A 25,394-nucleotide genomic window follows, 5' to 3' on the forward strand; every position below is an offset into this window, starting at 1 on the left:
GCCGCCATCGCCACGAAGTAGGTGCCGGCGCCGGTCCCGCCCAGTCCGAGCCGGTCGCTGATGTAGATGCTGGTCAGCGGGAAGACCAGGCCGATGCCGGCGCTGGACGCCAGCAGGGCGGCCATCAGGCCGTGGTACCCGGAGCCGGGACGCCCGTCCGGCTGCCCGGATCCGCTCATCGGCCGGCCAGGCCGTCGCGCAGGGCGAGCAGTTCGCGGACCGGGGCGAGGTCGAACGGGCCGGGGACGGAGACGATGATCTCGGTGGCGCCGGCCGCCGCGAACGCCTCGGCGAGGCCGGTCTGCGGGGCGTCGATCATCACGGTGCGGCCGATCTCGCGCGGGTCGCGGCCGACCTCGGCGCACCAGTCGTCGAGCAGGCCGCTGCGGCGGGCGAACTCGGCCACCGGGTCGGTGGAGTCCCAGCCGTACCAGTTCCACAGGTCGGCGTAGCGGGCCACGGCCTGGAGGGTGCGCTTCTCGCCGCCGCCGCCGATGAGGATCGGCAGCGGGCCGACCGGCGCCGGGTTGAGCCGGGTCAGGCGGTCGCGGATCGCGGTGACGGCTTCCTCGAAGGCGTCGATCCGGCCGCCGGGGCCGGGGAAGGGGTAGCCGTACTCGCGGTGCTCCTGCTCGAACCAGCCGGCGCCGACGCCGAGCACCAGGCGGCCGCCGCTGAGCAGGTCGACGGTGCGGGCCTGGTCGGCGAGCAGGTGGGGGTTGCGGTAGGCGGTGCAGGTCACCAGGGAGCCGATGGTGGCGCGGCTGGTCTCGACGGCCATGGCGGCCAGCAGCGACCAGCACTCGTAGTGGCGGCCGTTGAGGTCACCGGTCTGCGGCATGAAGGGGTCCCAGGTCCACAGCGAGTCGACGCCGAGCTCGTCGGCGGCGCGCCAGGCGGCCCGCAGGTCGGCCAGGTCGCAGTGCTGGGGGTGGAGCTGGGCGCCGATCCGCAGGGTGGGGCGGGTGGCGGCGGGGGTGGTGCTCATGGGGTCTCTCCTGGTGGTGCGGGTGCGGGTGGGTGTCCGACGCCTGGAGGGCGTCCGACGAGGTGTCAGGAGGGGGTGGGGGTGGGGGTCAGCGGGGTTCGACGAAGACCCGGAAGACCGGCGAACCGGAGCTCTCGGTCAACGCCTTGTCCGTGTCCGCCAGTTCGTGGCGCGAGGTGACCAGCGGGGCCAGTCCTTCGGCGAGCGCTCCGCCGCGCAGCAGGGCGGCGGCGGCACGCCAGTCGGCGGGCTCCTGGCTGTAGGAGCCGGTCACGGTGAGCTGGCGGCGGTGCACCTCGTAGCCGGGCAGGACGGCGTCGGGGGTGTCGTGGGAGCCGCCGAAGAGGACCAGCCGGGCGCCGTCGGCCGCGGCGCGGAAGCCGGCGGCGATCGCCTCGCGGGAGGCGATGGTGACGAACACCACGTCGGCCTTGGGGAGTTCGGCGAGCTCCTCGGGCGTCACGGCGTGGTCGGCGCCGGCCAGCAGGGCGGCGCTGCGGCGGGCCTCGTCGGTCTCGATCACGGTGACCGAGCGGGCCTGGTGGTGCTGGGCGAGCAGCAGGTGCAGTCGGCCCATGAAGCCGCCGCCGATCACCGCGACCCGGTCGCCGGGCTGGAAGGAGCCGCGCCGGAACGAGTGCACGACGCAGGCCAGCGGCTCGCCCATGGCGGCGTGCAGCGGGTCGGCGTCGCCGACCGGCCAGGCGTGGGCGGCCGGCACCCGGACGTACTCGGCGAGCCCGGCGCCCATGCTGATGCTGCCGTCCGGCAGCAGGCTGCCCTGCGGCGACGCGCAGATGGCGCTGTTGCCGGAGCGGCAGTGCCGGCAGGTGCCGCAGCGGGTCAGCAGGTCCACGGTGACCAGATCGCCGACGGCGGGGGCGTCCTCCAGGGCGGCGGCGCGCGCGCCGACCTGCTCGACGCGGCCGGAGACCTCGTGGCCGGCGGCCACGGGGTAGACGGGCATGGCGCCGGTGTAGAGCTTGGCCTCCATGGTGCACAGGCCGCAGGCGGCGATCCGGACGAGCACGTCGTCCTCGCCGATCTCGGGGCGCGGGGTCTCGCGGATCTCGACGGAGCCGGGGGAGGTCACCAGGGCTATGCGCATCGGTCGTTCCTTTCGTGGTGCTGCGGTGCTGTGGTGCAGCGGTGGGGGCTGCCGCGGTGCGGGCCGCCGCGGCACCGGGGTGCCCCGGTGCGGTGGCGCCGCGCTGTCGCGCTGTCGGGGCACGGGTGGCGCCCCGACGGGCCCGGGTGGTCGGGTGGACCGTCGGACGGCGGGGGGGCGGCTCAGGCCGGGGGAGGGGGAGCGGTCCACTGTGCGGCGGGCCGCCAGTGCGTCCAGCGCTCGGCCCACCAGGTGTCGCCGCGGTCGATCCGGGCGGCGAGCCCGGCCGCCTCGGCGCGGACGGCGGCGGCCTGTTCGGGGGTGAAGCCGCCGGTGCGGGCGCGCTCCTCGAAGGCCTCGACGTCCTTCCAGCGGTACGGGCCGCCGTCGGCCGGGATCCAGAGGTCGAGCTCGTGGTCGAGGGTGTCGACGCCCTCGGCGCTGATCCGGTACGGGTCCTGGAAGTTGACGTACCAGCCGGAGAGTTCGTCGGTCGCCGGGTCGCGGAAGGCCCAGACGGCGTAGGCCTCGCCGGGGCGCTGCAGCTGCAGGACGCCGGGGCTGCGCCAGCGGTCGGCGACGGTGCTCCAGCCGTGCGGGCCCCAGCTGAACTCGCCCTCACCGAAGGAGAGTCGGGTGTCGTGGGCCAGGTACACGGCGAGCAGGTCGGGTTCGTGGGCGACGACCCGGACGGGGTAGCTCAGCCAGACCCGTCCGTCGAGGATCTCCCGGTGCAGGACGACCTGCCCTGGCGTCAACGGCCCCGCTGCGAGGCGTGGTTCGGGGTCGGCCGTGGGGTCGGGCGCGGGGTCGGACTCGGCCGCGCGGCCGGCTGCGGGCAGGGCTGCGCCGAGGCCGGTTGCGGGCCCGGCGGTGCCTCGGCCGGATTCGTCACCGGCGGACACGGCGGAGCGCCTCGGACCCCTCGAAGGATCGTGCATGAACGTCTTGCCCCCGTTTCGCAATGCCGCCCCCGGAACGCGGGCAGCGAGACTCCGGCCCCCGCCGGAGTGCCGCACGCCTGCCCCTCGGACCCCTTCCCCAGTGGTTCGACGCAGGTCGAACGGGGGTCGCTACTCATGGGTAGGCATCGGCGGTCCGGATCTTAGGCACGCTCGGAGAGCATTGGCAATGCCCGCCGAACGGCGGGTGCCCCGACCCCCCGACAGACGGTGTGATGCAGCCCACGGCTCCACCGGTTCACCGACGTCTTGTCAAGATCGCGGCAAGTGTGCGAGGTTGACGAGCGTTGTTCAAGACGTTTGCGCACTCCGGGGTCGGTGAAATTCCGAACCGGCGGTTACAGTCCGCGACCCGTCCGCAGCCAGCGGCCGGTTGACCAGGTGAAATTCCTGGACCGACGGTTAAAGTCCGGAAGGGAGGAAGTGCGCGGCGAGCAGGTTTTTCCGATGGCCGGGGGGATTTCCCGTCGGCCCGTCGGTCGCGGGCCGCTTCCGCCGGAATGCGGTCGAAGGCCGTCCCTGCACGCCCGGCTCCATCAGCCCCGGAAGTCCGCGCCCCGAGCGCGAGGAGAGTTCCGATGGGCCACACCACGGGCACGACCACCGCCGACGCGACCTCGTACGCGGCCGGTGACACCGAGCAGCCGTTCGACTCCGTCGAGTACGCGGTCGCGGAGATCGCGGCCGGCCGGGCGGTCGTCGTCGTCGACGACGAGAGCCGCGAGAACGAGGGCGACCTCCTCTTCGCCGCCGAGCTGGCCACCACCGAGCTGGTCGCCTTCGCCATGACGGAATGCCGCGGACTGCTCTGCGCCCCGATGACCGGGGCGGACCTGGACCGGCTGGAACTGGACCAGATGGTCCGGGAGAACACCGAGCACCACCGCACCGCCTTCACCGTCTCGGTCGACGCCGCGGCCGGCATCAGCACCGGTATCTCGGCGGCCGACCGGGCGCTCACCCTGCGTCTGCTGGCCGAGCCGGGCACCCGCCCGGCCGAGCTGGTGCGCCCGGGCCACGTCTTTCCGCTGCGGGCCGTCGACGGCGGTGTGCCGGCGCGCCCCGGCCACACCGAGGCCGGGGTGGACCTGTGCCGGCTGGCCGGCCTGCGTCCGGCGGCGGCCATCTGCGAGATCGCGATGGCCGACGGCGCGATGGCCCGGCTGCCGGAGCTGCGCGAGTTCGCCCGCCGGCACGGCCTGGCGCTGATCTCCATCGCCGACCTGATCGAGTACCTGCGCACCGCGGACGGTGCGGCCGGTGCGGCGGTCCCGGCCGGGGCGGCGCGGACGGCGGTCGCGGCGGTCGCCGGCTGATCCCGCCGGGAGACCGGCCGCAGGGGGGGCGGTTCCGCCGGGAATTCCATTTCCGGGGCGGTGCCGTGATTCGCCCTGCCCGCAGGAATTCCGGCACCGGCTCCGGTTCACCGACTGTTTTCCCGGAATTGACAGTTCCGCAATCCTGCTCCAATAATCGATTCACGGATGCACGCCGATGGGGAGAGGCCTGGTATGTCCGACATCAGCACCACGGAAAAACTTAGAAATATTTGGGAAGAAGTCCTCGGTACACCGGTCGACGACCTGGACGCCGATTTCTTCGACCTCGGCGGGGATTCCCTGCTGGCCCTCGCGATTTCCACCCGGGCCATCGAGTCCGGTCTGGACATGCCCCGGTCGGCGGTGCTGCGCCGCAGCACCCTCCGACAGCTCGCCGAGGCCGTCGAGGACCCCCGACTCTTCGATCGCGCCTGAGCGATGGCCATCGTCGTCGTCTACGACCAGGGCTCGGCCTCGCCGCGCGAGGTGATCGCCCTGGGGCGAACGGCTCCGGTGCTGGTCGCCCTGGCCGACTCCGACCACGCCCGGCAGGTCGGCCCGCTGTTCGAGGAGAACTGCGCGGGCGTCGTCACGCTGGCCGAGGGTGACGAGGTGGTCGTCGCCCGGCTGCGCGAGTACGGGGCCGCGGGCATCCTGACGTTCAGCGAACGGATGCTCGCCGACACCGCCCGGCTCGCCGGACTGCTCGGCCTTCCGTTCAACACCCCGGATACCGTACGGGTGTTGACCGACAAGGCGGCACAGCGCCGGCGGCTGCGGGAGGCCGGGGTGGACAGTGTGCGCAGCGCGCTGCTCACCGACGCCGACGGCTGGCACGCCGCGCTGACCGAGGTGGGCCTGCCCGCCGTGGTCAAGCCGGTCCGCGGGGAGGGGAGCCGCAACACCGTCCTGGTGACGGATCCGGAGCACGGCGCCGCCGTGGTCGAGGAGTTCCTGCACGCCGAACCGGCCCTGGTGGTCGAGGAGTTCCTGCGGGGCGCGGACTGCGCGCCGTTCGGGGACTACGTGTCGGTGGAGAGCGCCGTCACCCCCGGCGGGATCCGCCACTTCGCCGTGACCGGCAAGCTGCCGCTGGCACCGCCGTTCCGGGAGTCGGGGCAGTTCTGGCCCTCGCAGCTGGCCCCCGGGCCGGAGGCCGAGGTGGTCGAGCTGGCCGACCGGGCGCTCCGGGCGCTCGGGGTCACGCACGGTCTGGTGCACACCGAGATCAAGCTGACGGCCGCCGGGCCCCGGCTGATCGAGGTCAACGGCCGCCTCGGCGGCGACCAGACCGATCTGGCCGCACGCTCCCTCGGGCTCGATCTCGTCGCGCTGGCGGGCGAGTTGGCGCTCGGGCGCGATGTCGAGCTGAATCCGGCCCGCCCGGAGCGGGTGCACTTCCAGTACTACACCCCCGGCCCCACCGCGGGCGGCCGGCTGACCCGGGTCGACGGCCAGGCCGCCGTCCGGGCGCTGCCCGGGGTCGACTCGTACCGGCTCTCGGTACGGCCCGGCACCGAGCTGGCCGCCGGGACCGGCACCGCCCTGCTCGACATGCTGTGCGGCTCGGCCGCCGACCACCGGGGCATGACCGCACTGGTGGATCAGGCGGTCGCTCTGCTGGCGTACGAGTTCGTCGTCGACGGCCGGCCCGTGACGCGCACGGCCCGGGACCTGCTCGACCACGTCTGAGGCGTGCCGTCCGCGGGCGCCGCGGCGGACCGTCGACGCCGCATCGGACCGCCGGGATCCGAAAGACACGACCCCGGCGCGACCACCTCCGTGAACCACCCCCCTGGATGACTCATGCCTACCATCGGCTCGGCCGCCGCCGGGTTCCTGAAGGAACTCGTCCCGGCGCCCGGGGCCGAGCGCCGCATGGGTGTGCTCACGCTCACCCAGTCGCTCGGCACCGGTCTCTTCCTGACCTCCAGTGCCATCTTCTTCACCAGGACCGTCGGGCTGTCCGCCGAGAGCGTCTCGGTGGCCATGTCGGCGGCCGGACTGTGCGGGTTCCTCGCCACCGTCCCCGGCGGGCGGGTCGCCGACCGGTTCGGTGCGCGCCGGCCGCTGGCGGCCAGCTACGGTCTGCTCGCGGTGCTGTTCGTCGGCTACGCCTTCGTCGAGGGCGTGCCCGCGTTCACGGCCGTGGCCTGCGCGATCGCGGTGTGTGAGACTGTCGGCAGCCCGCTGCGCGCGGCCCTGACCCACGCCCTGTTCGGCTCCGCCCGCTCCGCGGGTGTCCGGGCGAGGATGCGCAGCCTGTTCAATCTCGGCTTCACGGCCGGCGCCGGTCTGGCCGGGGCCGCCCTGGCGACGGATTCGCGGATCGCCTTCCTGCTGGTGATCGCGGTCAATGTGGCGCTCCAACTGCTGTGTGCCATCATGGCGTTGGGCCTGCGGCCGGACGGCCCCGAGGTGGTCCCGGCCACCGCGGGACGCTCCTGGGAGGCCTTCCGGGACCGCCGGTTCCTGCTGGCCACCGCGCTCTCCGGGATCCTGGAGCTGTTCCAGCCGGTGCTCGCGGTGGGCGTGCCGCTGTGGATCGTCAACCGCACCAGCGCCCCGGGCGCCCTGGTGGCGGCCCTGACGGTGGTCAACACCGTTCTGGTGGTGCTGCTCCAGGTCGCCGCGGGCAAGGGCTCGGACACCGTGTCCGGCTCCGGCCGCCTGCTGCTGCGGGCCGGCCTGCTGATGGCGCTGGCCTGCTGCCTGTTCGCCGGATCCGGCGCCGCCGACACCTCGCTGGCCGTCGTCCTGCTGTTCGCGGGCACGGTCCTGATGACCCTGGGCGAACTCGCCCAGTCCGCCGGCGGCTGGGGGCTGTCCTTCACCCTGCCGCCCGAGGGCCGGATGGGCGAGTACCAGGGCGTGTTCGGGCTCGGCCGGGGACTCCAGCAGTTCTTCGGGCCCGCGCTGGTGGTCATGCTCCCGCTCGGCATGGGCGCCGCGGGCTGGCTGCTGCTGGCCGGAGTGTTCGTGGTCTGCGGCCTGATCGCCCTGTGGGCCTTCGTCCGGGACGCCCCGCCGGCCGGCGTGTCCGACGAACCGTCAAATGAACCATCACCCCAGTCGTAGGAGCACCACGTGAGTCCCACCCCCCACAGCTACCCCTCGTTCCGCAGTGTCCTCGCGGACCACCCGCTCGTCCGGATCGCCGGCGCGCACTCGGCGCTCGGCGGCGTCATCGCCGAGCAGGTCGGCTTCCAGGCCGTCTGGGCCTCCAGCTTCGAGATCTCCGCCGCCCGCTGCCTGCCCGACGCCAGCCTGCTCAGCATGAGCGAGTACCTGGACGCGGCCGCGCACATCCAGAAGGCGCTCTCCGTCCCGGTGGTCGCCGACTGCGACACCGGCTTCGGCAACAGCATGAACGTGGCGTACATGGTGGCCGAGTACGAGCAGGCCGGCATCACCGCCGTGTGCATGGAGGACAAGATCTTCCCGAAGATGAACAGCTTCGCCGCGGCCGACCACAGCCTGCTCGACGTGAACGCCTTCGCGCACAAGATCGAGACGGCCAAGAAGTCCCAGCGCAGCGAGGACTTCTTCGTCATCGCCCGCACCGAGGCGATGATCAGCGGGCTGGGCGTCGACGAGGCGCTCAAGCGCTGCGCGGTCTACGCCGACGCCGGCGCCGACGCCGTCCTGGTCCACTCCAAGCAGGCCACCAAGGACGAGGTGCTCTCCTTCCTCGACCAGTGGGACGACCGGCTGCCGGTCGTCGTGGTGCCCACCACCTACCCCGACTGGCACGCCGACGAGGCCCGTGCGGCCGGCGTCTCCGCCGTCATCTACGCCAACCAGGGCCTGCGCGCCACCATCACCTCCCTGCGGTCCGCCCTCGGCTCGATCTACGAGACCGGGCACTCGGCCCACCTGGAGGACAGCATCGCCGGGGTCAAGGACGTCTTCGCGCTCCAGCGCCTGGACCAGTGGCAGGAGTTCACGGCCTGACGGCCGGAACGACCTCGCCCACCACCCCGACCCACCGAAAGGATCAAGACTTGTCGTCGCAAGACGTGGCGCTGGTGCGCCGTCGGGCGGCACGGGCCCGAGCACTCGCGCTGACCACGGTCAGCACCGCCGGGACCGGCCACATCGGGGCGGACCTCTCCGCCATGGACATCCTCTGCGCGCTCCACTTCGGCGTGCTGCGCGGCGGCCCGGACGACCCGGACCGGGACCGCTTCATCCTCAGCAAGGCCCACGCCTCGGCCGCCATGTACAGCGTGCTCGCGCTCCGGGGCATCCTGCCCGAGGAGGAGCTCGCGACCTACGGCGCGGCCGACTCGCGGCTGAGCACGGTGGTCTCCACCCGGGTGCCGGGCATCGAGTTCAACACCGGCTCGCTCGGCCACGGCCTCTCGCTCGGCGTCGGCGCGGCCCTCGCCGCCCGGGTCCAGGGCTCCGGCCGCCGGACCTTCGTGCTCACCGGGGACGGCGAGCTCCAGGAGGGCAGCAACTGGGAGGCCGCGATGCTGGCGGCCTCGCGGGGGCTGGAGAACCTGGTCGTGATCGTCGACCGCAACCTCGCCCAGAAGGGCGCCAGCACCGAGGACATCAACGCCCTGGAGCCGCTGGACGAGAAGTGGCGCTCCTTCGGCTGGGCCGTGCGCACCGTCGACGGCCACGACGTCGAGGAACTGCTGACCGTCCTCGGCGCCGCGCCGCTGGAGCCGGGCCGGCCGACCTGTCTGATCGCCTCCACGGTCAAGGGCAAGGGCGTCTCCTTCATGGAGCGCAACCTCGAATGGCACAGCCGCCGACTGACCCCCGACCTTCTCGACCAGGCACTCCGGGAGCTTGAGCATGGCACCGACGACTGACTGCGCCGCCGCCTTCTCGGCGGCCCTGCTCGAACTGGCGCGCACCGACGAGCGGATCTGCATCGTCAACAACGACTCGGCCGAGACCCACTCGGCGCTCGGCTTCCAGTCCGAGCTGCCCGACCGCTTCGTGGACGTCGGCATCGCCGAGCAGAACCTGGTCGGTGTGTCGATCGGCCTGGCCAACGCGGGCCTGCGCCCGTTCGTCTACTCGGCCTCCTGCTTCCTGACCGCCCGGGCGCTGGAGCAGATCAAGAACGCCGCCTACACCAACGCCAACGTGGTGTTCTGCGGCTTCGTCAGCGGCCTCGCCTACGGCGCGCTCGGCGGCACCCACCACGCCGTCGAGGACCTCGCCTGGATGCGGTCGATCCCGCGGATGACCGTCCTGGCGCCGGCCACCCCGAACGACACCGTGGCCGCCCTGCGCGAGGCGATGACCCACGACGGCCCGGTCTACATCCGGATCGTCAGCAAGCTCGACACGCCCGAGCTGTTCCCGGCCGACCACACCTTCGCCTACGGCGGCTCGGTGCAGCTGCGCGAGGGCGAGGACGTCACCCTGGTCGGCACCGGCCTGCTCACCACCCGCCTGGTGGAGGCCGCGGACCTGCTCGCGGCCGACGGCGTCCGGGCCGGCGTGCTCCACCTGGGCTCGGTCCAGCCGATCGACGCGGAGGCGATCGGACGGGCCGCACGCCACAGCGGACGCCTGGTCGTCGCGGAGGACCACGTGCTCAACGGCGGCCTCGGCGGCGCGGTCGCCGAGACCGTCGTCCGCACCCACCCGGTGCCCGTGCTGCAGCTCGGCGTGCCGAACGAGTACGCGCCGATCGGCCCGGCCGAGTTCCTGTACGAGCACTTCGGCCTGACGGCGCAGGGCGTGGCGAAGCGGGTGGCGCAGTGGCTGGCATGACCGTCAGTGTGGCCGACTACACGGCCGCCTACCTGCACGCGCTGGGCGTGCACACCTGTTACAGCCTCTCCGGCACCGGCTCCATCCACCTCGACCAGGCCTTCAGCCAGCAGCCCGGCCTGGTGACCATCTGCGCCCGGCACGAGACCGCGGCGGCGCTGATGGCCACCGGCGCGGCCAAGCTGACCGGTGAGCTCGGGGTGGCGCTGGTGACCAGCGGCCCGGGTGCCGTCAACGCGCTGGCCGGACTGGTCGACGCGTACGCCGACGGCGTGCCCGTGCTGGTGGTCTCCGGCCAGGTCGAGACCCGGCACATGGAGGAGGGCGTGCGCTCCTTCGGCGTCCAGGGCTTCGGCGTGGTGCACAGCGCCCGCAGCATGACCAAGTACTCCGCTGTGGTGGAGCGCCCCGGCGACATCCGCCGCCACCTGGACGAGGCCGTCCGGCACGCCCTGGAGGGCCGCCCGGGCCCGGTCTGGCTGGACATCCCGCTGGACGTCCAGGCCGCGCAGGTCGACCCGGCCGCCCTGGCGGGCGCCGAGCCGCCCGCCGCCGAACCGCGCGGCTCCGGCGCCCGGCAGACCGCCCGGCAGCTGATGACCATGCTGCGCTCCGCCGAGCGCCCGCTGATCGTCGCCGGCCAGGGCGTCCGGCAGGCCGACGCCGTGCAGGCCTTCCGGGCCGTGGTGGAGAAGCTGCGGATCCCGGTGGTCACCTCCCGGCTGGGCACCGACCTGCTGCCGTACGACTCGGAGTTCTGCTTCGGTCAGGGCGGCATCCGAGGCCGGCTCTACCCGGGGCTGATCATGGGCCGCTCGGACCTGGTGATCTCGCTCGGCTCCAGCCTGTCCACCGCCTTCGTCGGCGAGGACGCGGACGCCTTCGACCCGGACGCCACCGTGGTCGCGGTCGACATCGACCCGTCGCAGCTGACCAAGAAGGGCGTCCGGGTGGACTTCCCGGTCTGCATGGACGTCGGCCGACTGGTCGAGGCGCTCCAGGAGGAGGCGGCCGAACCCGTCGCCCCCGCCCACGAGGCCTGGCTCGCCGAGTGCGCCGCGCTCAAGGCCGCCCACCCGACCGTCGGCGAGCAGCGGCCGGACGGCCCGATCAACTCCTACCGGTTCGTCGACCGGCTGGAGGCGCAGACCGGCCCCGGCCACGTCTTCGTGGTCGACACCGGCAGCGCCTACTACGTCACCGGCCAGACCCTGGAGTTCACCGCCTCCCAGCGGGAGATCACCTCGGCCGCCTTCCTCAACATGGGCGCGGCCGTGCCGATGGCGGTCGGCGCGGCCTTCGCCCGGCCGGACGCCCAGGTGCTGGTGATCGTCGGCGACGGCGCGATCGAGCTCAACATCCAGGAGCTCGCCACCATCAGCCAGTACGGGCTGGGCATCAAGGTGTTCGTGCTGAACAACGGCGGCTACGCCTCGATCCGCGAGTCGCAGGCCGCGCTGGTCGGCGGACCGGAGCTGGAGGAGCCCGAGACCCTCGACTTCTCCGCCGTCGCGACCGCGTTCCGGCTGCCGTACCGCACGCTGCGGCACACCGGCACGCTGGACGCCGACATCGCCACCGTGCTGGCCGAGGACGGGCCGGCGCTGGTCGAGGTGATCTGCGACCCGGCGCAGCTGCTGCTGCGTCCGCTGCGGGCCGACGGCGGGCGCCGGGCCCACGACGGCGCCTCGATGGTCCGGACCGGCGGGGCGGACGAGCTCCCGGCCCTCACGGACCTGGTCCGGGAGCGGGAGCTGAACCATGCGTGAGACCCTGCGGGCCTCCTGGAACCACCGGCACCGGCTCGGCCAGACCCGGGAGGACGCCGAGCGGGGCGTGTTCAACCCGCACCACAGCACCCTGCCGCTGGTCCTGCACGGCACGCTCGACACGGCCGCGCTGAACCGCGCCTGGCACGCCGTGCAGCGCCGGCACCCGGCCCTGCTCAGCGGCTTCGACACCGACCGGGCGCTCTGGCACGTCGGCGCCGCCGAGCCGCAGGACGTCCGGCGGCTGCCCGCCGGGGCGGACGAGGAGGCCGACCGGGCCGCGGTCCGCGAGGCCGTGATCGAGCCCTTCGACCTGGTGAACGGGCCGGTCGCCCGGCTGGTGGTGCTCCCGCGCTCGCCGCAGGAGACCTACTTCGCGCTCGTCACCGAGCACATGGTGAGCGACGGCTGGTCGCTGAACGCCCTGATCCGGGACCTCGCGGTGCTCTACGGCCAGGAGGTGGGCGCGGAGGTGCCGGCGCTGCCGCCGATCGAGCTGCCCTTCCAGGAGTTCGTCCGCCGGCAGAACCTCGCCGTGGACTCGCCGGCCGGGCGCGCCGGGCTCGCCCGGCTGGCCGCCCGGCTGGACGGCATCGGCGCGATTCCGGCCATGCCGGTCGAGGGGTTCAGCGGCGCGACCGGCATCCGGTACGAGGAGAACGAGGACTTCGTCCGCCGCCTGCCGGGCGAGCTCTGCCGCGACCTCGCCGCGGTGGCCCGCCCGCTGCGGATGACCGGCCTGAACCTCATGCACGCCGCGCTCCACCGGGCGCTGTACGAGCGCTCGGGCCGCCCGGTGGTCGCCACCACGCTGTCCACCGCCAACCGGGAGCTGCCCGGACTCACCCACACCGTGGGCTGGTTCGCCAGCAAGACGGTGCTGGCCAGCGAGCCCGGCCGGCACCCCGACCCGGTGGCGTACCTGCGGCACTTCCGCGAGCGGATCCTGGTCACCCTGGACGACAGCGACCTGCCGTGGCCCGCCCTGATCGACCTGATGGACCCGCGGGCGCTCGGCCGGCAGGCCACCGTCCCGTACGTCACCTTCAACGCCCGGCCGCTCGGCATGCGCCGCAGCGTCGGCGAGATCGAGATCCCCGGCGTGCGGACCGCGCCGCTGCGGATCTCCAACGGCTGGCACGACGCCGCGATCGCGACCTTCTGGGACGAGGACGAGGACGGCGTCACCGTGAACGTCATGTTCAAGACCGACTGGTACACCGCCCCCGACGTGCTGGCCCTGTGGGACGCCGTGGAGGCCCGGCTGTACCGGTGGGCCGAGGAGCTGCGCCCGTGACCGGCGTGCCCGCGCGCACCAACCCGTCGACGAAGGAGAACACCATGGACGACACCGGCATGCACATCGCGACCATCCGCGAGTCGACCGTCGAGACCGCCGTCGAACGCGACTGGACGCCGCTCACCGACGAGCAGTTCGAGAGCTACGAGCAGAACGGCTACCTCCACCTCAAGGGCCTGTTCAACCCCGAGGAGGTGGAGCGCGGCCTCGCCGTCATCGACGAGGTGGTCGCGGACGGCGCGCGGACCATCGGGAACCACGCCAGCTTCACCGACCGCGCCCACACCGTCCGGGTGCGCGACGCGGTGGCCCGCACCGCCGGCATGGACTACTTCCTCGACCACCCGAAGCTGGTCGGCCCGCTAATGTCGCTGCTCGCCGGCAGCGTCCAGCTGCTCGGCACCGAGATCTTCGTCCGCTCGCTCCAGGACGAGGCGCTCGAGTACTGGCACACCGACGGCGGCGAGTACCTGCAGCAGCTGCGGCTCGTCCACGGCAGCCCGAGCCTGCAGGTCAAGGCGCAGGTGTTCTTCACCGACACCACGGAGTCCGACAGCGGCAACTTCCTGCTCGTCCCCGGCAGCCACCGCAAGGTGCCGACCGACCGGACGGCGCTCTGCTACATCGAGGAGCTCGACGAGCCGCTGCGTCAGGGGGTGCTGCCCGACGACGCCCTGGAGGTCAAGGCCGCGCCGGGTGACGTGCTGATCTTCCCGTACTCGCTGTGGCACGCCGTGGCGCCCAACAAGGTCCAGGAGCGCAAGACCTTCATCCTGCGCTACGGGCACCTGTGGCACCGCCCGCACGACTACCTCCAGCAGCCGGCCGAGGTGCTGGACCGGATGTCGCCGCGCCTGCGCCGGATGTTCGGCGACTTCGGCGACCAGGTCCACCCCACCGACTACTACAAGCCGGTCGGCCAGGGTGACGTGATGGCAGTCGGTGGCAACCATGCAGCTGTCTGACCCCGCTGACCCCGCTGACCGCTCCGAGCAGCCCGGCCTGTCCGGCCTGCCGGCCGCTGCCCGGTCGCTGCCGGAGCTGTTCGCCCGCGTCGCCGCCGTGCGCGGCGACGCGGCCGCGGTGGCCGGCGGCGGCGAGGAGCTCGGCTACGCCGAGCTCGACCGGCGGGCCGGGGCCCTCGCCGCCCGGCTGACCGCCGCCGGCCTGGGCCGCGGCGACCTGGTGGGCGTGCTCCTGGAGCGCTCGCACCGGGCGCCCGCCTGGATCCTCGGCATCCTGCGGTCCGGCGCGGCGTACGTGCCGCTCGACCCGTCGTACCCGGCCGACCGGCTCCGGTTCATGGCCGCGGACGCCGGCCTCGCGGCCCTGGTCGGTGACCCCGACCGGGCCGCGGCCTGCGGGCTGGACGCGCTGCCCGTGATCGACCCCGAGGCCGCCGCGGCGGAGCCCGCCGCGCCGGTCGCGGGGACTGCCGCCGGGACCGCCGGGGACGCACCCGGCCCGGACGACCCGGCGTACGTGATCTACACCTCCGGCTCCACCGGCGTGCCCAAGGGCTGCGTGGTCACCCACGGCAACGTCCTGGAACTGCTGCGGGCCACCCTGCCGTTGTTCGAGCTCGGCACCGAGGACCGCTGGACCCTCTTCCACTCCGCCTCCTTCGACTTCTCGGTCTGGGAGCTGTGGGGTGCCTGGGCGACCGGCGCGACCGCCGTCCCGGTGCCCGCCGCCACGGCGCAGGCCCCGGAGGACTTCCTGCGGCTGCTGGCGGACGAGCGGATCACGGTGCTCAACCAGGTCCCGTCCGCCTTCCGCCACCTGGCCCGGGAGTACAGCGACTCGGGCGCCCCGGCGACCGCGCTGCGGTACGTGGTCTTCGGCGGCGAGAGCGTCGACCTCGACGTGGTGCGCGGTTTCCTCGCCGCCGCGGCTGCCGCACCCGGTCCGGCGCCCGTCATGGTCAACATGTACGGCATCACCGAGATCACCGTGCACGCCACCCACCTGGTGCTCACCCCGGAGCTGCTGGCCGGTGACACCGCCTCGCCGATCGGCCGCCCGCTGCCCCATCTGGCGATCGAACTGCGCGACGACGCCCTCCGGTCGGTCCCGGACGGCGGGACCGGCGAGATGTGGGTGGCCGGGTCGGGGGTCGCCGACGGCTACCTGAACCGTCCCGAACTCACCGCCGAGCGCTTCCGCGCCCTCGACGGCCGCCGGATGTACCGCACCGGCGACCTCGCCCGCCGGCTGCCCGACGGAGGGCTCGCCTACCTCGGCCGCAACGACCAGCAGGTCAAGCTCCGCGGCCACCGGGTCGAACTCGGCGAGGTCGAGGCCGGTCTGCGGGCCGCCCCGCAGGTCCGCGACGCGGCCGCGCTGGTCGTCCGGGACGCCGCGGGCAACGAGCTGCTGACCGCGCTGGTCGTCCCGGCCGGACCCGGGGCGCTGGACGTCGCCGCCCTGCGGCGGCACGCCCGCGCCACCATGCCCGCACAGCTGGTCCCCAACCGGTTCCACCCGGTGGAGGAACTGCCGCTCACCTCCTCCGGCAAGCTCGACCGGAAGGCGCTGGCCGAGCTGGCGCCGCGGGCCGGGGCGCCGCGCACCCGCGTCCTGGTGCTCGACCCCATCGACCCGGGGGCGCTGGACGAGCTGCGCCGGCGGTACGACGTCACCGTGGCGCTGCGCCCGCCCGTCGACGAACTGCTCCGGCTGGTGCGCGACCAGGAGGTGATCGTGCTGCGCAGCGGGGTGCGCCTGGACGCCCCCGTGATCGCGGCGGCCGGCCGGCTCAAGGTGATCGCCCGGGCGGGTTCCGGGATCGACAACATCGATGTCGCGGCGGCCCGGGCGGCCGGTGCGACGGTCTTCAACATCCCCGCCGTCTCCGCCCCGGCGGTCGCCGAGCTGGCCCTCGGGCTGATGCTCACGGTCGGGCGCCACCTGGCGCTGGCGGACCGCCAGGTGCGGTCCGGGATCTGGAACAAGGCCGCGCTCTCCGGGGTCGAACTCGGCGGCAAGACCCTGGGACTGGTCGGCTACGGCCGGATCGGCTCCCGGATCGCGGCGCTCGGCCGCGCCCTCGGCATGCGGGTAGTGGTCGACGTGGCCCGTCCTGACGCCGACCGCCGCCATGAACTGGAGCGGCTCGACCACGAGTTGGCGCCGCTGAAGACGCTGCTGCCGGCCGCCGACGTGGTCTGTCTGGCCGTCCCGCTGACCGAGCGGACGCACCACCTGATCGACGCCGCCGCGCTGGCCGCGATGAAGCCGACCGCCCTGCTGGTCAATGTCTCCCGCGGCCTGGTCGTCGACGAGGACGCGCTGTACGAGGCGCTCGCCGAGGGCCGGATCGCCGGCGCCGGGCTCGACGTGGTGGCCGAGGAGGGCCACCCGAACCGGCTCCACGAACTGGACAACGTGGTGATCACCCCGCACATCGGCGCGATGTCGGTGGACTCGCAGGTCCGGATCGGCCGCATCCTGGTCGACTCGGTGGCCGCCGCCCTGGCCGGCCAGGAGGTGCCCAACCAGTGCTGATGACCCGTCATGACACCATGGAGAGCGCGGTGCTGGCCGACTACGGCCGGATCGAGCACCGGCGCACCCCGCTGCCGCCGGTCGCCCCCGGCGAGCTGCTGGTCCGGGTGCTCGCCACCGGCATCTGCGGCTCCGACCTGGCCACCTACCGCGGCGCCCATCCGTACAAGACCGCGCCGACCGTGCTCGGCCACGAACTGTGCGGCACCGTCGTCACCCCGGCCGGCGGGTTCGCGGAGGGCGAGCTGGTCTGCGCCGCCGCCTACGCGCACTGCGGCGACTGCCCGATGTGTGCCCGGGGGCGCACCAACCTGTGCGGTGCCAAGGCCAACCTGTGCCACCTCGGCTGGGACGGCTCCTTCGCGCAGTACGTGACGCTGCGGCCCGCCATGACCTACCGCCTGCCCGCCGGCACCGATCCGGAACTCGGGGCGCTGGTCGAGCCGCTGTCGATCGCCCACCACGCCGTCGCCCTGGCCGGTCCGGCGGACGGGCGGGCCGTGCGGATCATCGGCGCGGGCAACATCGGCCTCGGCTGCCTGGTCGCCGCCAAACGGCTCGGCTTCGGCACCGTCGTCTGCTCCGACCTCGGCCCGCACAAGGGCCGCCGCGCCGAGGCCCTCGGCGCCGACGGCTACTTCGACGTGCTGGCCGGCGAGAACGCCCCGGGCCCGGCCGCACCGGAGGCCGACGTGGTGCTCGTGGCCGCCGGCCACCCGGGCGCGGTGGACGAGGCGGTCCGGGCGGTGCGGCCCGGCGGCACCGTGGTCGTGGTCAGCTTCTTCGACCGCCCGCCCGCCGTCGCCGTCAACGCCCTGGTCGGCAAGGAGGTCCGGGTGATCGGCTCCTCGCTGTCCACCGCCGAGGACTTCCACGCCGTCATCGGCTGGCTGGCCGAGGGCAGCATCGACCCGCGACCCATGGTCACCCACCGCTTCGGCCTCGCCGGGGCAGGCGCCGCACTGGCGCTGATGGCGGCCGGCGAACCGGCCACCGGAAAGATCATCATCACCCCGTGAGGACACGTATGACGCTCACCATCGGCATCGTCGGCGGCACCGGGCACGCGGGCGGCGAACTCTGCCGCCTGCTGCTGAACCACCCCGGCGTCGCCACCGTCCTGCCCACCGCCCGCGGCGGCGAGGACCTCGAACGGGTCCACCCCAACCTGCTCGGCAGCGGACTCGCCTTCACCACCGTCGAGCAACTGCGCGAGCGGGCCGGCGAACTCGACGTGGTGTTCTTCTGCACCCCCTCGGGCGAGGCGATGCGCTCCGCGCCGTACTTCCTGGAGCGCGGCGTCAAGGTGATCGACGTCAGCGCCGACTTCCGGTTCCCCGACGCCGACCGCTACCGCGAGGTCTACGGCGAGGAGCACGCCAGCCCGCAGCTGCTGCCGGAGGCCGTCTACGGCGTCACCGAGCTGTACCGCGACCGGGTGGCCCGGGCCCGGCTGGTGGCCAACCCCGGCTGCTACGCCATCACCACCGTGCTCGGCCTCGCCCCGCTGCTGCGCTCCGGGCTCGCCGACCTGGACACCGCGATCCACCTCGCCGCCGTCAACGGCAGCTCCGGCGCCGGCAACAAGCCGCGCACCGAGATCATGCACGCCGAGGCCTTCGCCTCGATGCTGCCGTACAGCCTGGAGGGCCACCGGCACGCCCCCGAGCTGGAGACCCACCTCACCCCGCTGGCCGGCCGCGAGCCCTGCGTCGACATGACCACCGCCCACGGCAACTTCGTCCGCGGCATCTACATCCAGGCCAGCGTCGCGGTCCGGGCGGAGGCCCGGGCCGGCCTCGACCGCGCCGCCCTGCTCGACCTCTACCGCGAGCACTACGCCGGCGAGCACTTCGTGCGCGTCAACACCTTCGCCAAGCAGGGCAAGCTCAACGCCAAGGAGTACGGCGTCTACCCGAGCCTCACCTCGGTGGCCGGCTCCAACTTCTGCCACATCGGGGTGGACTACGACCCGGTGCGCGGCTTCGCCAAGGTCGTCGCGGTGACCGACAACCTGGTCAAGGGGGCGGCCGGCTCGGCGATCCAGAACATGAACCTGATGTTCGGCCTCGACGAGCGCGCCGGCCTCGGGCACTACGGCCTGTGACCACGATGCGGCTGCTCGCCGACCACACCCCGGCGCCCGGCGAGCGCTGGATCTACTCGGCCGGGTTCAACGCCGGTCCCGCGCTCGCCGACACCGGCCGGATCGACGTCGAACTGGCCGACCTCGCCCGGCTGTCGGACGCCGGCGCGCGGATCGCCCTGCTCAGCCACCAGGGCAGCGCCAAGGACGGCAGCGCCCGCCACCTGGACTACCTCGCCGACTACCTGTCCCGGCGGCTCGGCCGCCCGGTGCGCTACCTGCCGGAGAACAGCACGGCCCGCGCCCGGGCCTGGGCCCGCGAGCTGAGCCCCGGCGCGATCGCGCTGTTCGGCAACACCCGCCTCGACCCGGGCGAGGAGCGCGGCGACCCCGAACTCGCCCGCACCCTGGCCGGTCTGGGCGACCGGGTGGCGATCGGCGGCTTCTCCAAGGCGCACCGGCGGCACGCCTCCAACACCGGCCTGCTCGACCACCTGCCCGGCTGGGCCGCGGCCGGCCTGGTCGGGGAGGCCCGCGCCCTCGACCCCTGGGCGGCCGGGGCCGGGGCCGGTGACGGCGCGGGCGCCGGTGACGGCCCGTCGGTCGCGGTGCTCGGCGGCGTCAAACCGGAGAAGACCCTGATCGGCCTGCGCGGCCTCACCCGCACCCACCACCTGGTGATCCCGGGCGGCGTCGTGCTCAACACCCTGCTCGCGGTCACCGGCCACCGGATCGGCCGCTCCGAGCTGGGCAGCGACCCCGAGGGCTGCGCCCGGGCGGCGCGCGAGGTCCTGGCCCGCACCGGCGGGGCGGGCATCCACCTGCCGCGGGTCGTCGTCGCGGCCGGCCCGGACGGCACCGTCCGGCACCTGCCGCTCGACCGGGGCGTGCCGGACGACCACGCCATCGTCGACTTCGAGGTCCAGCCGGGCGCGATCGAGCTGCTCCGCCGCGCCGGCCGGGTCCTGGTCGCCGGCACCCCCGGCCGCCACGCCGAGGGCAACCGGCACGCGGCGGCGGCCGTCCTCGCCGCCCGGGCGCACGCCCCCGGCGGCACGCTGCTGCTGGGCGGCGACACGGTGGCCGAACTGCCCTGGGACGGGCCGCGCTCCACCGGCGGGGGATCGGCCCTGCAGTACCTGGTCGAGGGCACCTGCGCGGTGTTCGAGGCACTCGCCGCCAACGCCGCCAACGCCGCCCGCACCGACCCCACCGGGTAGCGACCCTGAGCACCGACCCGACCCCGTACCAGCCCCGGCGAGGAGCCGCCCACGATGACCACTGACCCGCACCCCGGCACCGTCGACCTGGACGACCTGCCCGTCCCCACCCGGGTGGTCCTCGGCCGCGGCGTGCTCGACCGGCTCGGCCCGCTCGCCGCCCCGCTGGGCGGCCACGCCCTGCTGGTCTGCGGCCGGACCGCGATGCGCCGGACCGGCATCCTGGACCGGGCGCTCGGCTCGCTCACCGCCGCCGGCCTCGCCGTCACGGTCTTCGACCGGATCAGCGCCAACCCCCGCTCGGACGAGATCGACGAGGCGCTCGCGCTCGCCCGGGCGAGCGGCTGCGACCTGGTGGTCGGCCTCGGCGGCGGCAGCGCCATCGACGCGGCGAAGGCCGTCGCGGTGGCCGGCGACGCCGACACCGTGCGCGAGCTGATCGGCCGCACCCTGCCCGGCTCCGCCGGCGCGCTGCCGGTCGTCGCCGTCCCGACCACCGCCGGCAGCGGCTCGGAGGTCACCCAGGGCGCCATCGTCACCGACGTGGTGCGGGGCTTCAAGTCCGGCATCCGCGGCGAGGACGTGGCCCCCAGGATCGCGCTCGTCGACCCGGACCTCACCGACCGGCTGCCCGCCGCCGTCGCCCTGGAGAGCGGCTTCGACGCCCTGGCCCACGCGGTCGAGGGCGCGGTCGCCAAGCGCGCGACCGCGCGCAGCCGGGCGTACTCCCACCGGGCCCTCGCCCTGGTCCGCGACCACCTGCCCGGGCTCGCCCGAGGCGCGGCCACGCCCGAGGCCCGGGAGGCGATGGCCCTGGCCGCCCTGCTGGGCGGGGTGAACGTCACCACCGTCAGCACCTGCCTGCCGCACCGCCTCCAGCAGGCCATGGGCGCCGTCGCCGGCAACCCGCTCTCGCACGGCCGAGGTCTGGCCCTGCTCTACCCCGCCTGGCTGCGCAGCGCCCGCCCCTTCGCGGACGAGGCCTTCGACGCCATCGGGGACACCCTGGGCCACCGGGACGCCGCGACGGCCGTGGACGCGCTGCTCGCGCGCACCGGCCTGGGCACCTCGCTGACCGAACAGGGCTACACCGAGCGGGACATCGACACCTTCGTGGCCGGACTCAGCGGCAACCTGGAGAACGACCCGCACCCCGAGGTCGACACCGGGCTGGTCCGCTCCCTCTACCGCGCCAGTCTGACCCGCTGACCCGCTGACCCGCCCGGCCCCAGGCGCCCCGGTGTTCCGGCCCCCCGACCCGCTGCCGGGTCAGGGGGCCGGCGCGTCCGCCGGGGCCGGGGCGGCGGTCGGGCCGGCGGGCGCCGCGCCGCGGCGGAGCAGCAGGACGGCCAGGACACCGATCACCGCGGCCAGCAGGGTGGAGCCGATGGTGATCGCCGCGAAGCCGCGGCCCGAGGCGTGGGTCGCGGTGCCGACGAAGCTCGCGAAGAGCGAGCCGAACATCGACACCGCGATCGCCTCGCTGCCGAGGCGGACGGTGTTGATCCAGCCCGCGCCCATGCCGGCCTCGTGCTCGGGCACCTGGGCCAGCGCCTCGCCGTCGACCAGTCCGGCCTGGAGGCCGAAGCCGGCGCCGACGACGACCAGCGGCAGCGCCATCCAGGCGAGCCCCTGCGGGGCGGCGGCGCCCGCCAGGACCAGGCCCACCACCAGCAGGCCGATGCTCCAGGCGAGGATCCGGTCCATGGCGGCGCCACGCGCGACCAGCCGGCCGGCCAGCAGCGGGGCGATCAGCACCGGCATGGTCATGAACATCAGCAGGGCGCCGCTCTCGCCGGGCGAGGAGCCGTAGGCGCCCTGGAAGAACACCGGGATGTAGGCGACCGCGTTGGTGAAGGTGAACGACGCCACCGCGATCACCAGCGTCATCCCGGAGAACCGCGCGTTGCGCAGCGTGCGCAGGCTCAGCAGCGGGGACGGCGCGGTGGCCTCCTGCCGGGCGAACAGCCCGTAGCCGGCCAGGCCGGCGGCCGTGCAGAGCAGGAACTGCGGGGACAGCCAGCCGGTCTGGGAGCCGAGCACCAGGCCGCCGAGGAGCAGGCCGGTCGCCCCGCAGAACAGTACGGCGCCGGTCACGTCGATCCGGGCGCCCCGCCGGGTCGCGTGGGCGGTCGCCCGGCGGATCAGCGGCATGGCGGCGCAGGCGACCACCAGGCAGACCAGTTGGAAGCCGAACACCAGCCGCCAGCCGACGACCTGGGTGAACAGGCCGCACAGCGACGGACCGAAGGCCAGCGACAGGCCCGCGACGGCGCCCAGCAGGGCGAAGGCCCGGGTGCGGCGTTCGCCGGTGAAGCTGGTGGAGATGATCGCCGAGCCGACCGAGAAGACGGCGCCCGCGCCGACCCCCGCGACCAGCCGGGAGGCGTCCAGCAGCAGGTAGCCGGAGGCCAGGACGCTGAGCGCGGAGCCGGCGCCGAAGGTCAGCAGGCCGATCAGCAGGGCCCGCCACCGTCCGATGACGTCCGCGACCGAGCCCCAGACGAGCGTGGCGCAGGCGAAGGTCAGGTTGTAGCCGTTCAGGGCCCACTGCTCGCCGGTGGACGACGACCCGAGGTCCGCGGCGATGTCGCCCAGCGCGACCGCCGTCCCGGAGACGGACAGCGGGACGGTGAAGACGGCGAGCATGATGACGGGCATCACCAGGCGCAGGCCGGGCGGCCCGGTGTCCGGGTCCGGGTCCGGCCGCGTTTTGTCGGAGGTCATCGAGGTCATCGTTCTCCTCTACCCGGCTTCCGTGCGCGGAAGTCGAAGGAACAGCAACGGAAAACGGCCGTTCCACGCCGGCAGGCATCGGGGCCGGCGTGGAACGGCGGTTCGGGGGACCGGGGCGGTGGCGCCTCCGCGACGGGACGCCACCGCCCCGGTGGTCAGCGGCCGGCCTTGACGGTCCGGCACTCGTCGAGGAAGTCCACGATCGGGCCGAACACGTCCAGCGCGGCGTTGCGGCCGATGAACGTGTCGAGGTGGCCGTAGCCCGGCACCTCCACGTAGCGGACGTCCAGCTGCGGGTACCGGGCGGTCAGGATCTCGTGGCAGATCTTGTTGGAGTCGAACCAGAAGCGGTTGTCGCTGCCGGACAGCAGCATCAGCGGCGCCTCGATCTTCCCCGCGTTGTCCAGCGCGTTCTTCGGCAGCGCGTCGTAGCGGCCGTCGTTGTCGTTGAACCGCAGCATCGTGTGGGCGAGTTCGACGCTGCGCAGGTGCGGCAGGATCCACATCGGCACGGTGCCGTACAGGTCGGCGAGCCGGTCGTGGGTCCGGGTGTCGAGGTTGTCGTGCTCGAACAGCGAACCGCCGACGCCCCAGGAGTCGTTGTGCAGGATCTGGCAGGTCGGGTCCTTGCACTCGGCGCCGATCGAGACCTCCGCGAAGATCAGCGAGTGCTTCGACCAGAGCCCGACCTTCTTGAAGTCGGTCGGGATGTTGACGAAGCGCGAGCGCAGCAGCTCGCCGCCGAAGTGCAGCCGGGCCCGGGTCTTCCAGGACAGCTTGGGCGTCAGGAACACGCCCTGCGCGACGACCCCGTCCAGCCCGGTGACCAGGCCGGCCGCCAGGCTCATCGACAGGCAGAGCGCGCCGATGCAGTGGGCGACGCAGAGCAGTTGGCGTCCGCCGATCCGCTCCTGGATCAGCGCCACGGCCTCCGGGATGTCGTACAGGGCCACGTCGTCGAAGCTGTACCGGACCCGGCCCTCGTTGTACGGCAGGCGGCAACTGCCGCGCCAGTCCAGCAGCCAGGGCTCGTAGCCGGCGTCCAGCAGCACGTCGACCAGGTTGCGGGTCTCCGGCAGGGTGAACATGTCGGCCGAGGCGGTGAGGCCGTGCAGCACGAGGACGGCCGGACGCTCGCCGGCGCCGCCCTCGGGGACGACCCGGGTCAGGCCGAGCCGGGTGCCGTCGGAGGCGGTGAAGGGGATGTCCTCGACCCGCTCGCCGAGGCGGTGGTGAAGGGGCCTCAGGGTCATCGGTTCTGCTCCCTCTGGATCATCAGCTTCCTGATCTTGCGTGCCAGCTTGTCCTTGTCCCGGTCGATCGCGTCCCGGCGCAGGTCCAGCAGCTCGGCGGCGGCCCGCAGCGACGGCTCGGCCAGGCCGGCGCCCATCTGCAGGAAGAACCACGACAGCCACGCCAGCTTGGCGAGCCGCTGCTCCTGCGAGGACAGCCGCGGGTCGACCTGGATCCCGTCGATCTGGTCCGGGAGGAAGCTGCTGCTGGGCACCTTCACCACGCCGGCCAGGACGGCCGGTTCGCCCTCGCGGCCGATCGCGATGTCCAGCGTGCGGGTCTGCTTCCAGAAGTCGCGCCGGGCGCGCGCCGTCTTGTAGCCCTCCAGCCACCAGCGGTTGCCGTCCCGGTCCTCCAGGGTCAGCCGGTAGCGCAGCAGCGGGTGGTCGTTGCTGTGCAGGCGCGGCACGCCCTCGTCGGGGCGGACCTGGATCTCGCCCTCCACCACGGTCAGCGGCTCGGGGTGGATCCGCTCGCACACCACCTGGCCGCGGACGTCGATCCGGCGGTGCCTGATCACCTGGTACATGCTCGCGATGGACAGCGTGAACGCCAGCCGGCAGCTGCTGTCGCGGTCCTCGCCGACCGGGCCGACCTGGCCCTTCATCCGCTCGCGGAAGGACAGGTAGGGCGGGTCCTCGCGGCTGGGGAGGCGGGCCACGCCGTTCTCCGCCATCCGCTCGAAGGCCTTCAACTGGGCTTCGGAGCCGTAGCGTTCGGCCTGCGGCAGACGGTGCCGGGCGACGAACGCCTCGGTGCGCTCGGAACCGGCCTCCGGGCCGAACATCAGCGCCTCGAACAGCTTGACGGCGGTCGGGCTGCTCAGGATGCGCACCAGGAAGTCGAGTTCGGGGACGGGGTCGGTCTCCTGCCGGCGCAGCAGGTCGTCCCGCCAGTCCTTCCAGCCGGCGATCCGGACGTTCATCCCGGCCAGCTTCATGTCCTTGACCAGCTCCGGCAGCGTCTCCGCCCGGCCGGTCAGGTTGTAGTTCTGGCCCCAGGCCTTGGGGTCGAAGACGATCGCGGCCGTGGTCCGGCTGATCCAGTCCACCGGGGCCAGGTTGAGGAACTTGAACGCCGGCACCGTCCGGAACCGGGAGATCGCGCCGATCAGGCCGGTGCTGAGGTCGGCCGGGTTGTAGACGCCGGTGCGGGTGTGGCCGCCGATCGCGCCCGGCCGCAGGAAGGTCACGGTCAGGCCGTGCTCCCGGGCCCGCCGCAGCACGGCCTCGGCCGCCCACTTCGACTTGTCGTAGCCCGCGAACAGCCGGTCGATGTGCGCGACCGGGTCGTCCTCGCCCATCTTCTCGATGCCGACCTCGTTGAACACCGCGACCGAGGAGATGTGGTGCAGCGGCTTGGGC

20 protein-coding genes, 1 pseudogene and 1 riboswitch are annotated in these 25,394 nt (G+C 73.7%); of the genes and pseudogenes, 15 read left to right on the forward strand and 6 right to left on the reverse strand.

Annotation, left to right across the window (positions count from 1 at the left end):
* Window positions 1-175: 175 nt before the first annotated feature.
* The 3 genes from VR45_RS04820 to VR45_RS04830 all read right to left on the reverse strand — a co-directional run bounded on the left by VR45_RS04820 (window position 176) and on the right by VR45_RS04830 (window position 2,854).
* Window positions 176-988 carry an LLM class F420-dependent oxidoreductase gene (locus VR45_RS04820; protein ID WP_045938417.1) on the reverse strand — a complete coding sequence of 271 codons (813 nt, stop codon included), beginning with the start codon at window positions 986-988 and terminating at the stop codon, window positions 176-178.
* Window positions 989-1,076: 88 nt separating this feature from the next.
* On the reverse strand, window positions 1,077-2,096 hold the full coding sequence (locus VR45_RS04825) for an alcohol dehydrogenase catalytic domain-containing protein (RefSeq protein ID WP_045938418.1): 1,020 nt from the start codon (window positions 2,094-2,096) through the stop codon (window positions 1,077-1,079).
* 182 nt (window positions 2,097-2,278) lie between these two features.
* Window positions 2,279-2,854, reverse strand: a complete 576-nt coding sequence (locus VR45_RS04830) for a DUF402 domain-containing protein (protein WP_045938432.1) — start codon at window positions 2,852-2,854, stop codon at window positions 2,279-2,281.
* A 504-nt stretch (window positions 2,855-3,358) separates the two neighbouring features.
* A riboswitch (FMN riboswitch) is annotated at window positions 3,359-3,489 on the forward strand.
* 219 nt (window positions 3,490-3,708) lie between these two features.
* Between VR45_RS04830 and ribB the strand changes: the two are divergent.
* From ribB to VR45_RS04905, 15 genes and pseudogenes are all read left to right on the forward strand, one after another.
* A pseudogene (gene ribB, locus VR45_RS04835) lies at window positions 3,709-4,308 on the forward strand (3,4-dihydroxy-2-butanone-4-phosphate synthase); the annotation flags it as partial.
* Window positions 4,309-4,569: 261 nt separating this feature from the next.
* A complete protein-coding gene (locus VR45_RS04840; protein WP_199839572.1) occupies window positions 4,570-4,812 on the forward strand; it encodes a phosphopantetheine-binding protein in 243 nt (80 codons plus the stop codon).
* Between the two features lie 3 nt (window positions 4,813-4,815).
* Window positions 4,816-6,069: an ATP-grasp domain-containing protein gene (locus VR45_RS04845; RefSeq protein ID WP_045938420.1), complete on the forward strand. Its 1,254-nt coding sequence runs from the start codon at window positions 4,816-4,818 to the stop codon at window positions 6,067-6,069.
* Between the two features lie 114 nt (window positions 6,070-6,183).
* Complete coding sequence (locus tag VR45_RS04850; protein ID WP_045938421.1) at window positions 6,184-7,455, forward strand: MFS transporter; 1,272 nt, start codon at window positions 6,184-6,186, stop codon at window positions 7,453-7,455.
* A 9-nt stretch (window positions 7,456-7,464) separates the two neighbouring features.
* A complete protein-coding gene (locus VR45_RS04855) occupies window positions 7,465-8,331 on the forward strand; it encodes an isocitrate lyase/phosphoenolpyruvate mutase family protein (RefSeq protein ID WP_030398374.1) in 867 nt (288 codons plus the stop codon).
* A 50-nt stretch (window positions 8,332-8,381) separates the two neighbouring features.
* Window positions 8,382-9,203, forward strand: a complete 822-nt coding sequence (locus VR45_RS04860) for a transketolase (protein WP_045938422.1) — start codon at window positions 8,382-8,384, stop codon at window positions 9,201-9,203.
* On the forward strand, window positions 9,187-10,119 hold the full coding sequence (locus VR45_RS04865) for a transketolase C-terminal domain-containing protein (protein ID WP_045938423.1): 933 nt from the start codon (window positions 9,187-9,189) through the stop codon (window positions 10,117-10,119). Before VR45_RS04860 ends, VR45_RS04865 begins: the two co-directional genes overlap by 17 nt.
* Complete coding sequence (locus VR45_RS04870) at window positions 10,116-11,888, forward strand: thiamine pyrophosphate-binding protein (RefSeq protein ID WP_045938424.1); 1,773 nt, start codon at window positions 10,116-10,118, stop codon at window positions 11,886-11,888. The genes VR45_RS04865 and VR45_RS04870 overlap by 4 nt, the downstream gene beginning before the upstream one ends.
* Window positions 11,881-13,185 (forward strand): condensation domain-containing protein, encoded by a 1,305-nt coding sequence (locus VR45_RS04875; RefSeq protein ID WP_045938425.1) that lies wholly within the window; start codon window positions 11,881-11,883, stop codon window positions 13,183-13,185. The genes VR45_RS04870 and VR45_RS04875 overlap by 8 nt, the downstream gene beginning before the upstream one ends.
* Window positions 13,182-14,153: a phytanoyl-CoA dioxygenase family protein gene (locus VR45_RS04880; RefSeq protein ID WP_045938426.1), complete on the forward strand. Its 972-nt coding sequence runs from the start codon at window positions 13,182-13,184 to the stop codon at window positions 14,151-14,153. Before VR45_RS04875 ends, VR45_RS04880 begins: the two co-directional genes overlap by 4 nt.
* Window positions 14,140-16,695, forward strand: a complete 2,556-nt coding sequence (locus VR45_RS46680) for an amino acid adenylation domain-containing protein (RefSeq protein WP_063772411.1) — start codon at window positions 14,140-14,142, stop codon at window positions 16,693-16,695. The genes VR45_RS04880 and VR45_RS46680 overlap by 14 nt, the downstream gene beginning before the upstream one ends.
* A complete protein-coding gene (locus tag VR45_RS04890) occupies window positions 16,695-17,714 on the forward strand; it encodes an alcohol dehydrogenase catalytic domain-containing protein (protein ID WP_045938435.1) in 1,020 nt (339 codons plus the stop codon). Before VR45_RS46680 ends, VR45_RS04890 begins: the two co-directional genes overlap by 1 nt.
* Window positions 17,711-18,802 (forward strand): N-acetyl-gamma-glutamyl-phosphate reductase, encoded by a 1,092-nt coding sequence (argC, locus tag VR45_RS04895; RefSeq protein ID WP_234325837.1) that lies wholly within the window; start codon window positions 17,711-17,713, stop codon window positions 18,800-18,802. Before VR45_RS04890 ends, argC begins: the two co-directional genes overlap by 4 nt.
* A gap of 5 nt (window positions 18,803-18,807) precedes the next feature.
* The gene (pgk, locus tag VR45_RS04900) at window positions 18,808-20,001 is read left to right on the forward strand and encodes a phosphoglycerate kinase (RefSeq protein ID WP_234325838.1); all 1,194 of its coding nucleotides are present in this window, start codon (window positions 18,808-18,810) and stop codon (window positions 19,999-20,001) included.
* A gap of 54 nt (window positions 20,002-20,055) precedes the next feature.
* Window positions 20,056-21,210 (forward strand): iron-containing alcohol dehydrogenase, encoded by a 1,155-nt coding sequence (locus tag VR45_RS04905; RefSeq protein ID WP_045938429.1) that lies wholly within the window; start codon window positions 20,056-20,058, stop codon window positions 21,208-21,210.
* Between the two features lie 60 nt (window positions 21,211-21,270).
* Here the strand turns inward: VR45_RS04905 and VR45_RS04910 are convergent, their stop codons facing one another.
* The 3 genes from VR45_RS04910 to VR45_RS04920 form a co-directional block, all read right to left on the reverse strand.
* The gene (locus tag VR45_RS04910; protein ID WP_045938436.1) at window positions 21,271-22,728 is read right to left on the reverse strand and encodes an MFS transporter; all 1,458 of its coding nucleotides are present in this window, start codon (window positions 22,726-22,728) and stop codon (window positions 21,271-21,273) included.
* Between the two features lie 164 nt (window positions 22,729-22,892).
* On the reverse strand, window positions 22,893-23,990 hold the full coding sequence (locus VR45_RS04915; RefSeq protein WP_045938430.1) for an alpha/beta fold hydrolase: 1,098 nt from the start codon (window positions 23,988-23,990) through the stop codon (window positions 22,893-22,895).
* Window positions 23,987-25,394: SDR family oxidoreductase (locus tag VR45_RS04920; RefSeq protein WP_045938431.1), on the reverse strand; the 1,408-nt coding region annotated here is incomplete at its 5' end. The genes VR45_RS04920 and VR45_RS04915, both read right to left, overlap by 4 nt.

The sequence above is a fragment of the Streptomyces sp. NRRL S-495 genome (assembly GCF_000966955.1).
Classification (GTDB): domain Bacteria; phylum Actinomycetota; class Actinomycetes; order Streptomycetales; family Streptomycetaceae; genus Kitasatospora; species Kitasatospora purpeofusca.